Below are 12,622 nucleotides of genomic sequence, written 5' to 3' on the forward strand. Positions count from 1 at the left end.
GAAATTTATATGAAAATATGGAAAGTACTTGTCTTAGTTATGATCCTGCTTTTAGCCTTTGCAGTGAATCGTTCATTTGAATTTGAGAAAAATGAAAAAATAGATGGAACGGAATGCAATAAAACGACTAAAAGCGAAAAAATATTGACTTTGGAAGGAAGAAGAATTGTACTTGATCCCGGGCATGGTGGCAATGATATTGGAGCCAGTGGACAAAATGGTACGCTTGAGAAGCAAGTTACATTAGAGACAGCAAATAAAATTAAGGCTGCACTAGAACAAGCCGGCGCAGAGGTTCAACTGACACGTGATGATGATAAATATGTCGAACTTGAAGAACGAGTAGAGTTGGCAGCTGAAAATCAAGCAGATTTATTTGTAAGCATTCATTATGATGCATTTGAGACAAACGATGTAGGTGGGATGACATCCTATTATTATCATAAACGTGATCAAAAACTAGCTGAATGCATCCATCAGCACATATTTATGGAAGATATTTACGCCCGTAATCGCGGTGTCTCTTATGGAGATTATTATGTATTAAGAGAAAACAAAATACCTGCGGTGTTGCTCGAACTTGGATATATATCCAATGCTGAGGACGAGGCCCGAATCAATTCAGCCGCTTTTCAAGGGAAAATCGCTACAGGGATTGTAGGTGGAATTAAGGACTTTTTTGGACGGATAGGATAACGCGGAGAATATAGAGACACGCTTGGTTTACGCTACGGATAATTTAAACTTTATCGTGCCCGTTCAGATCCTTTTTAATTTAATTGAATAATTAAAAAATAACGATTCAACTTATGGTTGTCTGCTTTTAGCAAACGAATGAAAAAAGACCGATTCCACTCGGTCTTTCATCATTTGGCTTCATTTTAATGGAATTCTACATCAATTCTTTGTCTATTATCATTTTCCAGTTTAGTTATCTTGATTTCAAGGACACCATTCCAATAAGTGGCACTTACTCCCTCATGTGAAACAGGGCTTGGGAGTGAGATGGAACGATGGAATTTGGCCTACATAGCGTTCTATTCTATGCATATGTTCTTCATTTATTACATTTGTTTTTTGGATTGTCCCACCAATCCTGTAACATGTTATTGTTAAGAGCAATATTCACATCTTCCTTATTCTCAAGTCCAGGGATATCACAGGTTACGATAACCTTATTGTCTGTTTCGTGAACATCGACCCGAATCGCTCCTAAATGCTGCTCATTTCCGAATGAAATGGAAAATCCGTAAAGAATCGATCGAAATCCTTTTTCATATTTTCTAAATGACTGAATGGTTCATAAGGAATTAAAGCGATAATATTTCCTCCTGTTCTTTATGATATCAGAGTTTATTTCTAATTAATGTGAGAATATTCCTACGGAATAAGTGAATCTAAGCAAAGCGCAAGCACCTTGAAATACGGATAAACAATGTAGATCAGTTAGGAGAAATAACAGTAAAAAAATTAAACGAAAGACTTCATTTGATTGGAAGATCAAATGAAGATTTTTTTCGTTCCTTATTAGAGAAAACTATTTTGTTAGTGTACATAGGAAGCAAAGGGGTCTCCTAAATATAAGAAACTAGAGGATGGTTTAACTAGAGAATAGGAGGGAATAATGGACTTGAGGATAGGCTCTAGACCAAAAAATTAAATCTATATGAAAGAGGTTGTGGAATACACCATGTCTAAACATCGTTATATTTTAAGTATTAATGTTGCCATGATGCTTGCATTAGGAGCTTGTGGACAAAATACGGATCAGAATCAAGATGTAAAAAATGAGGGACAACCTCCTCAAGAAAATGTTGAGGATAATCAAGAAATGGGGATGGCTGAAGAGGGAAATTCAGATCATGATGGCATGCAGCATTCAAACTCAGCTGAAGTACCAGAGGGATTAAAGGAAGCGAAAGAGCCAAAATACGAAGTCGGGAGCCAAGCTACAGTTGAAACGGATCATATGAAAGGAATGGACGGGGCAGAGGCAACGATAGTGGGCGCTTATGACACGATAGCTTATGTTGTCACATATACACCAACAAATGGTGGAGAGCTAGTGAAGGATCATAAATGGGTCATTCAGGAAGAAATAGCCGATGCAGGTCAAGAAACATTAAGTCCAGGATCAGAAGTGACACTTGAAGCAGACCATATGGAAGGAATGAAAGGGGCCACAGCTGAGATTGTATCCTCTGAACAAACAACCGTTTATATGATTGATTACAAACCAACAACAGGTGGGGAAGAAGTCAAAAATCATAAATGGGTAACGGAAGATGAACTGGGCTCAGTTCAATAAGGTTATATAGCAAAACAGGGGAGAAGTTTATTCTCACCTGTTTTGTTACAGATAAATTCAATTTCTGAGCGTTACCCAAAGCGCTCAGGCTTTTCTTTGATATTGAAAAAAGAGCTAGAATTATTTCCCGAGCAATAAAGATATAAGTCGAATATTGTCTAGAATCTTATACATCCCATTTGAGAATTAGACCTAGATGTGTTAGTCCTCCACCGAAACCATATACCATAAGTGTATCACCTGTTTGCACTTGACCATTTTCAATCCCAATCTGTAAGGCTAATGGAATCGAAGCGGATGAGGTATTGCCAAAATATTTGACACTTGTTAAGGATTTTTCGATTGGAAAGCCTGATTTTTCACAGATGGATTCGATCATTCGTAAGTTAGCACTGTGTGGGATGAACCAATCGATATCAGCAAATGTTAGCTGAGCTTTGTCGGCTAAAGTCCGCATGCTATCTGGAATGGTGCGCACAGCCCATTTGTACACTTCTCGACCATTTTGGACCATTTTGCCTGAAGTGTTGAGAGCTGTGTTGTTCATCGTCGAGGCAAGTGTTGTTCGATAAACATGAATACCCCCATTTCCATCTGTTCCCATATGGCTTGCGAGAAAACTTGGATTTTCTTCATCATACTCAAGTAGCATCGCGGCAGCCCCATCTCCAAATAAGATACAAGTAGATCGATCTTGATAATCCGTTACCTTTGATAATGTTTCTGTTGCCACAACCAAAATCTTTTTATGTGCCTCTGAAGTTATCAAATTATTAGCAACATGCAAGGCATAGGTGAATCCTGCACAAGTCGCATTAAGATCAAATGCGCCTGTGCAAGGGATTTGAAAATGCGCTTGAATTTGACAAGCCACACTTGGAAAAGCATAATCAGGGGTTGTTGTTGCTACAATAATCCCATCGACATCATGCAAATCTTTATCATAGTTTTGGATTAGATTGTTGACCGCTCGAAACGCCAGAGTTGAAGCAAACTCATTTTCTCCAGCGATTCTTCTTTCCTTCATCCCAGTTCGTTGGACAATCCATTCATCACTTGTCTTCACCATTTTTTCTAGATCTGCATTAAGTAATCTTTTATCTGGGACAGCTGTTCCAATCGCTGTCACCTTTGTTTTTGATTGAAGCATTAGCTCACATCCTTGTTTTTTATCTATTATACCACTTGGTATTAGTACCTGGTATAAAATAGGTGATTTTTCTTCCAATATGGTAAAGTGGAATGACAATGAACTTTGTTTGATGTGGGAGGACTAAGAGTGCAAATCAGAATGTTAATGAAAGAGGAGAAGCCACCTATGGGCCTACTTTTACTGGCAGATCCCTCTAGACAAATTGTTGAGAACTATTTGAAACGGGGAAATTGCTTTGTTGCCCTAGAAGAGGAGCAAATCATCGGTGTCTATGTTTTGCTGCGAACAAGACCTGAAACGATAGAATTAGTGAATCTTGCTGTGGCAGAAAATCATCAAGGAAAAGGGATTGGAAAACAGTTAGTCCTTCATGCGATCGCAGAAGCAAGTCGACTTGATTGTAAAACGATTGAGGTTGGCACAGGGAATGCAAGTATCGATCAGCTCGCTCTTTATCAAAAGTGTGGATTTAGAATAACGGGGATTGATAAAGACTTCTTTCTTCGGCATTATCCAGAAAAAATCTTTGAAAATGGCATACAAGTTGTCGATATGATTCGATTAGCTCAGGAGCTGTGAAAGCTTGAAAATTGGTAAAAAACAAATATAACTATTCTATCCCTTGTTCACAGGACTGGAAATATGAGTTAATAAGGATGTCGGACCGATAGAATTTCGGAAAGGAGGCTGATTGAAATTGATCACAAAATATGAGGTGATTTCCGCTTAGCGGAAATTGCGAAACATGGGGCCGCATTTTGCGGTCTCCTTTTCTTTCCAAATCTAATGTATATTAAAAAGTGAAAAGGCTTACTGAAATAAAACCATATGAAAGGAGTTTTATTCATGAATGAGAAAATAACTTATGATCGACACATACATCTTAATAGGAAGGATGTCTTGGCTTGTCATACAAAAATGGAAAAGAGGTGCTTCCGCCTCATTTGTTGAAGGAACTCCAGAAATATATTCAAGGAGAGCTCATTTATATCCCGAAGCAAACCAATCAGCGGGTAGGATGGGGCGAAGCGAACGGATCGCGTCTTGCCTTAGCGAAACGAAATGAAGAAATTTACCGATTATATAGGGAAGGCCAGTCATTCGAGGAACTGGAACAAACCTATAATTTATCGGTGGATAGTATTCGCAAAATTATTTATAAAACTCGAGAGCTTTGTAGTGAAGTGAAACAATAATGAAGGTGGAGCTGGTTAAAAGGATCATAAACTGACTTTTTGGCAGCTCCTTTTATTTACCTTAAATATGGATCGGATATTTACAGATAGTATGGGAAGCTCTTTACACTTTCTGTGTCCAGTTAACCTTTTAATCTTTATTTTGGCCTTGAAATAATTTGTAATTATTGAAATAATAAAATAGGTAAAAACTGCAGACTCAGAAAGAGGAGATTCGGTATGGTTGGTTGGCTTAACGTGGGAAGTTTAATCCTTGGTCTAGTAGCTTGGATCCTCCCGCTAGTAGCGCTTATGCTATATAAAAAGGAACATAATAAGTGGATTATTTTTCCAATAGCGAGTTTGAGTGCGTGTGCTGTTTCGCTATGTTTTCAAATATTTTACAATGATCATCTTGTGAAAATTGGTGATTGGTCCGCCCTGATGGATACAACAGATGCTGTTTCATCTGCGGCTGCAGTACTTCTTATTGTAACTATTTTATTAAACGTTATTACTCTAATTGTCTATCGAGGCCGATTAACAAAGTAGACTGCTAGATCTGGTGCTGTATCGAAAATGATGAAAGCTTAGTGTGCTTGGCGGCATATTTCACTCTTGCACCAGGTCATAACTTAGGGGGTGACAAAAGTGACAATCAAAGGGATTAATCATTTGTTATTTTCCGTCTCTGACTTAGAAAAATCGGTGGATTTTTACCAAAAAGTATTTGGAGCCAAATTGTTAGTAAAAGGGAGAAGCACAGCCTACTTTGACCTAAATGGCATATGGCTTGCACTTAATCTAGAAAAAGACATTCCTCGTGATGAAATTAACCTATCATACACACATATTGCCTTTTCAATTGAAGAGGAAGAATACGACAAAATATACGATACATTACAGGAATTAAAGATAAACATTTTGCCAGGCCGTCAAAGAGATGAGAGAGATAAGAAATCGATCTACTTTACCGACCCAGATGGACATAAATTTGAATTTCACACAGGTACTTTACAAGATCGATTAAAATACTATAAACAAGAAAAGTCGCATATGGAATTTTTTGACTAAAGGGAAGTGGCTTAGGGAAATACTTGTAAGCGTATTGGTGAACTAGTTTTAAATAATCTATAGGAGGGGAAAATGAATCATACTTTTATTCAAATAGCATCTGCTGGCATCAGGGCAAATAGCGATATTAGTCGATATTCAAACGTCCATTAAATGTTTAGGTCAAGAAGTTTGGTAGAGCATTATGGATAAAGATCACTATTTGATTCATTTGTTTTAGGATATCCTTATCACTTGGCGAACCAATATTTACAAGTGTTTGTTGACCGTTATACACCTCAGTGAACTCCCCACCACTTTAAGCAAATTAGAAAATGATTAATTAAGATCAGAAGCTAGATAGTAGATTGGTTGGAGTGTCTTGAGCTATTGAAAATCTACCTTAGGAGATGATACAAATGGAAAGAACGGCTATAAAAAATCAAATGAATGGTGTTTTTGTTCATGTCTCAGATTTGAAAGCAGCGGCTAAATGGTATTGTGATTTATTAGCGCTACAAGTTGATTTAGACGATATAGAATCACCTGTTTATAATGTTCCAGTTACAGGAACAACTTCTTTAACATTAGATGATCACACCTTTGACCCCTATTACAAGCACACCCCCAGTTTAAGTCCCATTTTTAACTTTTATGCACCTGATATTGATGAAGCCTATCAATATATTAAAAAAAAGAGAATTAAAATTGTAAGAGAAATCGAGAGAGTAGGCGATACAGCTTGGTTTAACATAGAAGATCCAGATGGGAATGTTGTGATGATTTGTAATTGTTGAATGGGCATAATGCCCATTTGTTTTCGAAAGTAGTTGAAAAGCAGACGACCCATCTACAAATTCTCGATTACTAATATGCGCACTCATAATTCATCCTAATATCAAAAAATAGTAGCCTGCTTTGATATGAGAGTGGCTCATTTTTCGCTGAAGATCGATTGCTTAATCAAGGAAGAAAGATTGCTCTTTTTGTTGAAACTCTTAAGAGGAAAGGAGAAATCAAAATATGGTTGGTGTTTTTGCGGCAATTACGGATAAGGATAATAGAATCTTATTGACTAAAATCGGTTATGGCTCCCGTAATTGGACATTTCCCGGTGGTCAACTTGAAGAGAATGAGTCACCAATAGACGGCGTAAAAAGAGAAGTATTAGAAGAAACAGGTTATGTTGTGGAAGTAAATAATCTTATTTCAACCTATTACTCTTCTTCAAATGACAATTTGGTTTTCTTGTTTAAGGCGGCTATCTTGAAGAGGATTGATTGGAAGCCGAATGATGAAATAGAACAAGTGCAATTCTTTGAAAGAGAAAAATTGCCTGAACAAATACACCCTTGGAATATTAAAAGAATAGATGATGCCTTAGAAAATAAAATAAGTCATTTTCATATTTTTGGGAGTGCCATCCTTTAATGATCTTCTCACAAATGTTTTTGGCTAGGATAATCCGAATGCATTGATTGATCCAACAACGAGAAACATTGCCCAATGAGTATCGGTTATTAAACACAAGGGATGCGTGAAATGACTTTTAAAGAATTTAAAAAATCTTAGATTCCCATCCCCCCGCTGTTTCAAATAATGGTTTTAACCTATCACGAAAAGACTTTTATAGTTATATTTCTGAATGATCTTTGTTGGTCGGGGCATTAGTTGCCTAGATTTGCTACGTGCTTTTTGGAGTTTTGGTAACGCTCGCCTTCTCGCTGGAAGAGGATGCTTTTTGAAGGAATCCCGTATCCTCTGAAGAAATCACATAATTCCTCATGCAGCTTAAAACAATTCGATGGTTAAAAAAATTGCCAGTGTATCTATGAACTAACTCTTGCCATGTTCGGATACAGGCTTGTGGAGTGGTATAAATTCGCTAAGTCGCCCGAAGATAAATCAATGCACCTTAATACCTTGCACAAAATCCATGAGATGAGAGATATGCAGATAAATATAACTATTGGGTCATGAGATGTAAACAACTGGATGAAAGTCTGTGAATTGTCTATTTTAGATTTAATTCAATTAACCGCATATTTACAACGATAATTTTGTTACAAGTCTCTTTGGGATATTGAGAGGTCATTTGTTTGTAGAAGAAGGAGTAACGATATGGAGTAACGATACTTAAGGTGGAAATTATCATTAAGGTGATGAAAGTGAAAAAAGAAGACTTAATGTTTAGTGAACTTACTGACTGGGCAAAAAGCAATAAAATTATTACGAACGATAATTCTTACAAGTTCTCGTGCAAACCCTACTGCTTATAAGTAGAGTTGAAGAGGGTGATAATTATTGGGGGCTTATTATGAAATATTTCTTAAAATTAAATGTTATTAGTATTCTGTACGCTCTTATGGTATTTGTTCCTCTTGAACTTATGTTAAATGTGTATAGAATTAGCAGGCTAACAAATTGGGAAATTGGTATGGTATTTATTTTGACTGGCGTAACGCTTATTGTCGCAATTATAGGTGGTACAATACTACTCTTTTTCTTAACAAAAAAGTGGCTGGATGGGCGAAAGGCTAAATTTTGGACAGTCATCCTTTGGGTACCTTTTTTTGTTATTTTTATTTATGTTTTCGCATCTTTATTCCCGATAACTTATGGTGGAGATTCCCCTAATCCTGTTACTGGTCTTATAGCAATAGGGGGATTGATCGTTTATCCGTTTTACATACTAATTCTCAATTCTGTCAGTATGGTAAGTGATGATAAACCAATTAGAATTCCCTGAATTAGTATAGTGTACAGAGTTGTACTTAAGTAAAAACGGTGCTATTCACTAATAAGGATGACGGCCAAAATCGCATATAAGGGCAAGATGTGAGTTTCGGTAAACCATTTCCAAAATCAGATCCCTAGCAAACATTTTATGAAAGTTTGATCAACCCATAATGCTAAGGGGGAATACAATGCAAATTGAAAAAGTTACATCAATCGAACAGTATAATTTGGATTTACTCATAGATGATAGCTTATCTGAAGGATATAAATTTATTCAGAGATTAGTAGATGAATATAAAACGGGTAGTAACAAATTTGATAAAAAAGGTGAATCACTGTATATAGCAAAATTAGATGGAGAAGTGATTGGCATTGGTGGACTGAATATTGACCCATATCATACCCTTCCGGATGTAGGACGAGTGAGGCACTTATACGTCTTACGTAAGAATAGAGGTACTAGTGTAGGGAAGAAACTTCTAAATACAATAATCACTGAAGCAAAGAAAAACTTTAGAACATTAAGGTTATCATCTACTGATGATACAGCTGCCGTTAATTTATATATAAAATGTGGCTTCTTAAAAGTAGAGGGAGTTTATAAAGTAAGTCATATATTGGAACTGAATTGAGTGCTGGATGTTAAGTATAAGAGTGCAATAGTTTAGGGGTGGCAGAGTATCTGCTGTCATCCAACTATTTAGAAGTACGTTTTAACAAATCGCTTCAAATATTTCTCCATAGTGAATCGGCTGTTATTGATGGATCTGATGAAAGTAAAGTTCCAACTGTTTATTCGAAGGCTCTAAAAGAGGTAAAAGCAAAAAAGGATGTGTTTTCATGATTGAAATCAAGTCTACACCTATTCAATCGGATATAAGAGAACTTTTATCCTTTGCGACAGCGGAAAAGAATGTTGAAAGAGAATACGAATTATACATGCAATCCCCCGTACGAAAGCTCTACGGCTACCATTTACAAGAGGAAGTTGTGGGATGTATAGGTATAGAACTTTTTGATGTAAACCGTTGTGAAATAAAGCATATCGCAGTATCTACAAATCATCGAGGTAAAGGAATAGGAAGTAAAATGATTCGTTTTATTGAAATTAAGCACTCTCTATCTTTTATCTCTGCTGAAACCGATAAGGATGCGGTAAAATTTTATAAGCGTTACGGATTCAAAATATTGAGTTCGGGTGAAAGGTATCCAGGAGTAGAACGCTTTCGGTGTGTGTTAGAAAGTAAGTGAAATTTTGAAGGATGGTTAATAAAATGTGTGTTGGTTACCGGCGTACTAATGGAACAGAGCTTCTATCCTGATCTTTGTATTAACTTCCACATAGCTTCGTATTTTGATAGCAGGCGGGCCGATTTTATAAGAATAGAGGAGAATGCCTATGAGAAATAGAGGTTCGGTCGTGTTGATAGAAGATAAAAAGGTTGGATTGATTAGGAGGATTAGAGAGGGTTCTATCTATTATGTTTTTCCCGGTGGGGGAATAGAAAATGGAGAGACACCTGAAAGAACTGCCGAAAGAGAGGCATTTGAAGAATTAGGAGTTAAGGTAAAAATCAAAGAATGCATTGCGAAAGTTCGATTTAACGGAACACAATATTTTTTTAGGGCCGAAATTATGAATGGGGTATTTGGAACTGGAAAAGGTGAAGAGTACACTGATGAAAATAGAGAAAGAGGTACATATTTACCAGTCTGGATCGATATCGAAACATTATCATCTATTGACGTTAGACCAAAAGAGGTTGCATTGAAGCTACGAAACCTATCAGAGTAACAGGAGATTTTCCTAATCAAAAATTAATTTTCCCCTGTAATTTTAAAAAATTTGATGGGCATCGTGGCTGGAATAATGAGAACATCCCTTGGGAATTTACAATATTAGCTACGAAGTAAGGGATCTTTAAACAATGGTGAAAGAATATTCTATGCCTACATATTGAGGAGAAAATAATTGAATTTATAATGTTTATTTTTAGGCTGAAAAGGATTAATTACGTTATTTTTCCGCATTGACTGACTCAATTTATCCGCAATTACCTAAAGGATCCTATCTCCTTTATACAGTTAATCAGCCGCATATTTAGTTAGTTTGTCAAATTCTTCATCAGAGACATACCGATACTTATAGGAAATGACCCTGTAATTGCTGTAATTCGCTCCTGGTATACGAATCGTCATTTGAATTAATTTATAAGGCGGGTTAAGGGGACCTTCAAATCCAATTACATGTAATGATACATCATATGAATCATTATCAATATTTCTTGTTATTTTTTCAATCCTATCAAAAGTGAATAGTTGAAAATCGCCGTGTTGTTGCATAATTTCCTGTATGGTCGTTATGCCAAGATGTCTTAAAAACGCTAACTCCATTATGGTAGGTGGCTGATTTTGAGGGACTTTTTCTGTTGTGGTTTTTGCTTCACAAACACTATTGTATGAAATGAAAATGATCAGCAATAATATGGCAGCTCTTCTCAATGAGAGACCTCCTTGTACAGTATTAGCTTATTTTTCACTAGAAAACGGAACCTATTCATAAAAAAACAATTAAAAGTGGGGCTTTTAAAGCTAACTGGGAAGGATTAGTGGAATTTGAATGATCTAAAATATATAAGGTGAAAATCTTGGGCTTGGCCAACCGAGAGTCATCTCCCTTTTATCCCGCATTAACTGGCAGTAAGACCTCCACTTCAAGAATTCGAGAGAAAACAAGAATTATAAGTGCGGGTCAACTGCCAGTAAAAGCCCGATTGGTTCAGGCCAACAGGATGTTGGTCACAAAGGCGTAGCGACAGGATGTCGCGATTTTAGCCTTTGATCCTCTGAATTCAAAGGGGAATGAAAAAAAACTCTGAATGAAATTTCACTTTATCGTTGGGTTACGCCCGCCTTTACACGATTGAAGAGGGAGACTTTTTTCGGAATCACGTTGAATTGCATGAGAGGATATTATTTATGACCTTCAATCCGTTTTAGCGTTTACATTTTTAAATAGCACGGTTTGAAGCATTCCAAAAGGAGGGTGAACAATGAAACCAGTATTACGTACAGAAGCGATTGTATGGCGCAAAAATCAAGAGGCGATTCAATTTTTGGTTCAATGTGATGATGAAGAATCATTTTATCGTTTTCCAGGTGGTACGGTAGAATTTGGAGAATCCACTGATAAGGCACTTCGTCGTGAATTTACTGAAGAATATGATTTGGATATTCAGGTTGGAGATTTGAAATTTGTGTCCGAAGAGTATTTGACCAATGGCGGAAAAATACAACATCGAATGACGCTTATTTACGAAGTACGGTTGCTTAATCAATTTGATGAGGAATGGAGGCATAAAGAATATGCAGATGTCAAAATGGTGTGGCGTACCATAGATCAATTAGAATTGAAAGAAGTGGCACCCACGGGAAGTTTCCAACACCTCAAAAACTACTTTGAAAGTGGGACAATGCATCTAAAATACGGATTTAACTAATGATGTCCAAAATGCAAAGGAACAAGAATGAGAGGAATAAACAATGAAACATAACGAATTTCCTTTGGTGAACAGTTATCAAGTGTTTTTAGCAAAAAATGAAGAAGCGGACGAAATTATATGTTTATTGAAAGATGTTGCCAATTGGTTGAAAGAAGAGGGAATTGACCAATGGGGATTCCTAGCAAGTGGAGGCGAGGATGATGAGATAAAGCAGGCAATAAATAATCAAGAGACATTCACGATTAAAAAAGATAGTAAGCTTATCGCAACGTTTACACTTTATCGGCAACAAAGTGACTGGGATCAACATACTTGGGGGAAATTAAACGATCAGGCAATATATCTTCATAGATTAGCCCTTCATCGTTCTAAAATCGGCCTAGGCTTGGGAAAAGAAGTGATCCACTGGTTGGAAACATATCTAAGAAATGAAGGAATCAAGACATTAAGATTGGATTGCGTAGAAAATAACGTTCAATTAAATCAATTTTATCTGGATAATGGTTTTAAAAAAGTAGGTGCAAGTGATGGACATTCACTGTTTCAGAAAAATATATCGTCTGTTTAAAGAGATTAAAAATCTTACGGATGTGAAATTATTGGAGCGGTCTACTTGATTAAGGAAAGGGTTTTTATAAGGAATTCATAAAATCAATTCAATTAACTTAATCAATCGTTTAGTTTATAAAAG

17 protein-coding genes and 1 pseudogene are annotated in these 12,622 nt (G+C 36.5%); 15 read left to right on the forward strand and 3 right to left on the reverse strand.

Going from position 1 to position 12,622, the window contains the following annotated elements; genetic code table 11:
• Positions 1-9: 9 nt before the first annotated feature.
• Entirely contained in the window at positions 10-696 is a 687-nt protein-coding gene (locus tag J2Z23_RS14780; protein ID WP_238456176.1) for an N-acetylmuramoyl-L-alanine amidase family protein, read from the forward strand.
• Between the two features lie 185 nt (positions 697-881).
• On the opposite strand, the pseudogene J2Z23_RS14785 reads toward J2Z23_RS14780, so the two are convergent.
• Positions 882-1,320, reverse strand: a pseudogene (locus J2Z23_RS14785) (Hsp20/alpha crystallin family protein).
• Positions 1,321-1,666: 346 nt separating this feature from the next.
• Here J2Z23_RS14785 and J2Z23_RS14790 point away from each other — a divergent pair.
• Positions 1,667-2,308, forward strand: a complete 642-nt coding sequence (locus J2Z23_RS14790; RefSeq protein ID WP_238482788.1) for a YdhK family protein — start codon at positions 1,667-1,669, stop codon at positions 2,306-2,308.
• A gap of 166 nt (positions 2,309-2,474) precedes the next feature.
• Here J2Z23_RS14790 and J2Z23_RS14795 read toward each other — a convergent pair whose 3' ends face one another.
• A complete protein-coding gene (locus J2Z23_RS14795; protein ID WP_209974377.1) occupies positions 2,475-3,458 on the reverse strand; it encodes a ketoacyl-ACP synthase III in 984 nt (327 codons plus the stop codon).
• A gap of 129 nt (positions 3,459-3,587) precedes the next feature.
• On the opposite strand from J2Z23_RS14795, the gene J2Z23_RS14800 reads away from it, so the two are divergent.
• The 11 genes from J2Z23_RS14800 to J2Z23_RS14850 all read left to right on the forward strand — a co-directional run bounded on the left by J2Z23_RS14800 (position 3,588) and on the right by J2Z23_RS14850 (position 10,223).
• Positions 3,588-4,040 (forward strand): GNAT family N-acetyltransferase, encoded by a 453-nt coding sequence (locus J2Z23_RS14800; protein ID WP_057987992.1) that lies wholly within the window; start codon positions 3,588-3,590, stop codon positions 4,038-4,040.
• Between the two features lie 326 nt (positions 4,041-4,366).
• A complete protein-coding gene (locus J2Z23_RS14805; RefSeq protein ID WP_057987994.1) occupies positions 4,367-4,657 on the forward strand; it encodes a CD3324 family protein in 291 nt (96 codons plus the stop codon).
• Between the two features lie 219 nt (positions 4,658-4,876).
• Positions 4,877-5,188: a hypothetical protein gene (locus tag J2Z23_RS14810; RefSeq protein ID WP_057987996.1), complete on the forward strand. Its 312-nt coding sequence runs from the start codon at positions 4,877-4,879 to the stop codon at positions 5,186-5,188.
• A gap of 99 nt (positions 5,189-5,287) precedes the next feature.
• Positions 5,288-5,710: a FosM family fosfomycin resistance protein gene (gene fosM / locus J2Z23_RS14815; RefSeq protein ID WP_209974379.1), complete on the forward strand. Its 423-nt coding sequence runs from the start codon at positions 5,288-5,290 to the stop codon at positions 5,708-5,710.
• A gap of 398 nt (positions 5,711-6,108) precedes the next feature.
• A complete protein-coding gene (locus tag J2Z23_RS14820) occupies positions 6,109-6,486 on the forward strand; it encodes a VOC family protein (RefSeq protein WP_128738612.1) in 378 nt (125 codons plus the stop codon).
• Between the two features lie 226 nt (positions 6,487-6,712).
• A complete protein-coding gene (locus J2Z23_RS14825; protein ID WP_057988000.1) occupies positions 6,713-7,120 on the forward strand; it encodes an NUDIX hydrolase in 408 nt (135 codons plus the stop codon).
• Positions 7,121-8,006: 886 nt separating this feature from the next.
• On the forward strand, positions 8,007-8,438 hold the full coding sequence (locus J2Z23_RS14830) for a hypothetical protein (protein WP_057988002.1): 432 nt from the start codon (positions 8,007-8,009) through the stop codon (positions 8,436-8,438).
• Positions 8,439-8,616: 178 nt separating this feature from the next.
• Positions 8,617-9,060: a GNAT family N-acetyltransferase gene (locus J2Z23_RS14835; protein WP_057988003.1), complete on the forward strand. Its 444-nt coding sequence runs from the start codon at positions 8,617-8,619 to the stop codon at positions 9,058-9,060.
• 38 nt (positions 9,061-9,098) lie between these two features.
• Complete coding sequence (locus J2Z23_RS14840; RefSeq protein WP_165589654.1) at positions 9,099-9,272, forward strand: hypothetical protein; 174 nt, start codon at positions 9,099-9,101, stop codon at positions 9,270-9,272.
• A complete protein-coding gene (locus J2Z23_RS14845; RefSeq protein ID WP_057994612.1) occupies positions 9,269-9,679 on the forward strand; it encodes a GNAT family N-acetyltransferase in 411 nt (136 codons plus the stop codon). Before J2Z23_RS14840 ends, J2Z23_RS14845 begins: the two co-directional genes overlap by 4 nt.
• Before the next feature lie 148 nt (positions 9,680-9,827).
• Positions 9,828-10,223, forward strand: a complete 396-nt coding sequence (locus tag J2Z23_RS14850) for an NUDIX hydrolase (RefSeq protein ID WP_057988006.1) — start codon at positions 9,828-9,830, stop codon at positions 10,221-10,223.
• Positions 10,224-10,513: 290 nt separating this feature from the next.
• On the opposite strand, the gene J2Z23_RS14855 is transcribed toward J2Z23_RS14850, so the two are convergent.
• The gene (locus tag J2Z23_RS14855; RefSeq protein ID WP_057988008.1) at positions 10,514-10,930 is read right to left on the reverse strand and encodes a hypothetical protein; all 417 of its coding nucleotides are present in this window, start codon (positions 10,928-10,930) and stop codon (positions 10,514-10,516) included.
• Positions 10,931-11,481: 551 nt separating this feature from the next.
• Here J2Z23_RS14855 and J2Z23_RS14860 point away from each other — a divergent pair.
• Together J2Z23_RS14860 and J2Z23_RS14865 are read left to right on the forward strand one after the other, a co-directional pair.
• On the forward strand, positions 11,482-11,928 hold the full coding sequence (locus J2Z23_RS14860; protein WP_057988010.1) for an NUDIX domain-containing protein: 447 nt from the start codon (positions 11,482-11,484) through the stop codon (positions 11,926-11,928).
• A gap of 43 nt (positions 11,929-11,971) precedes the next feature.
• Positions 11,972-12,499, forward strand: coding sequence for a GNAT family N-acetyltransferase (locus J2Z23_RS14865; RefSeq protein ID WP_057988012.1), 528 nt, complete (start codon positions 11,972-11,974; stop codon positions 12,497-12,499).
• Positions 12,500-12,622: the final 123 nt, after the last annotated feature.

It is taken from the genome of Lederbergia galactosidilytica (assembly GCF_017873565.1).
Taxonomy (GTDB): domain Bacteria; phylum Bacillota; class Bacilli; order Bacillales; family Bacillaceae_C; genus Lederbergia; species Lederbergia galactosidilytica.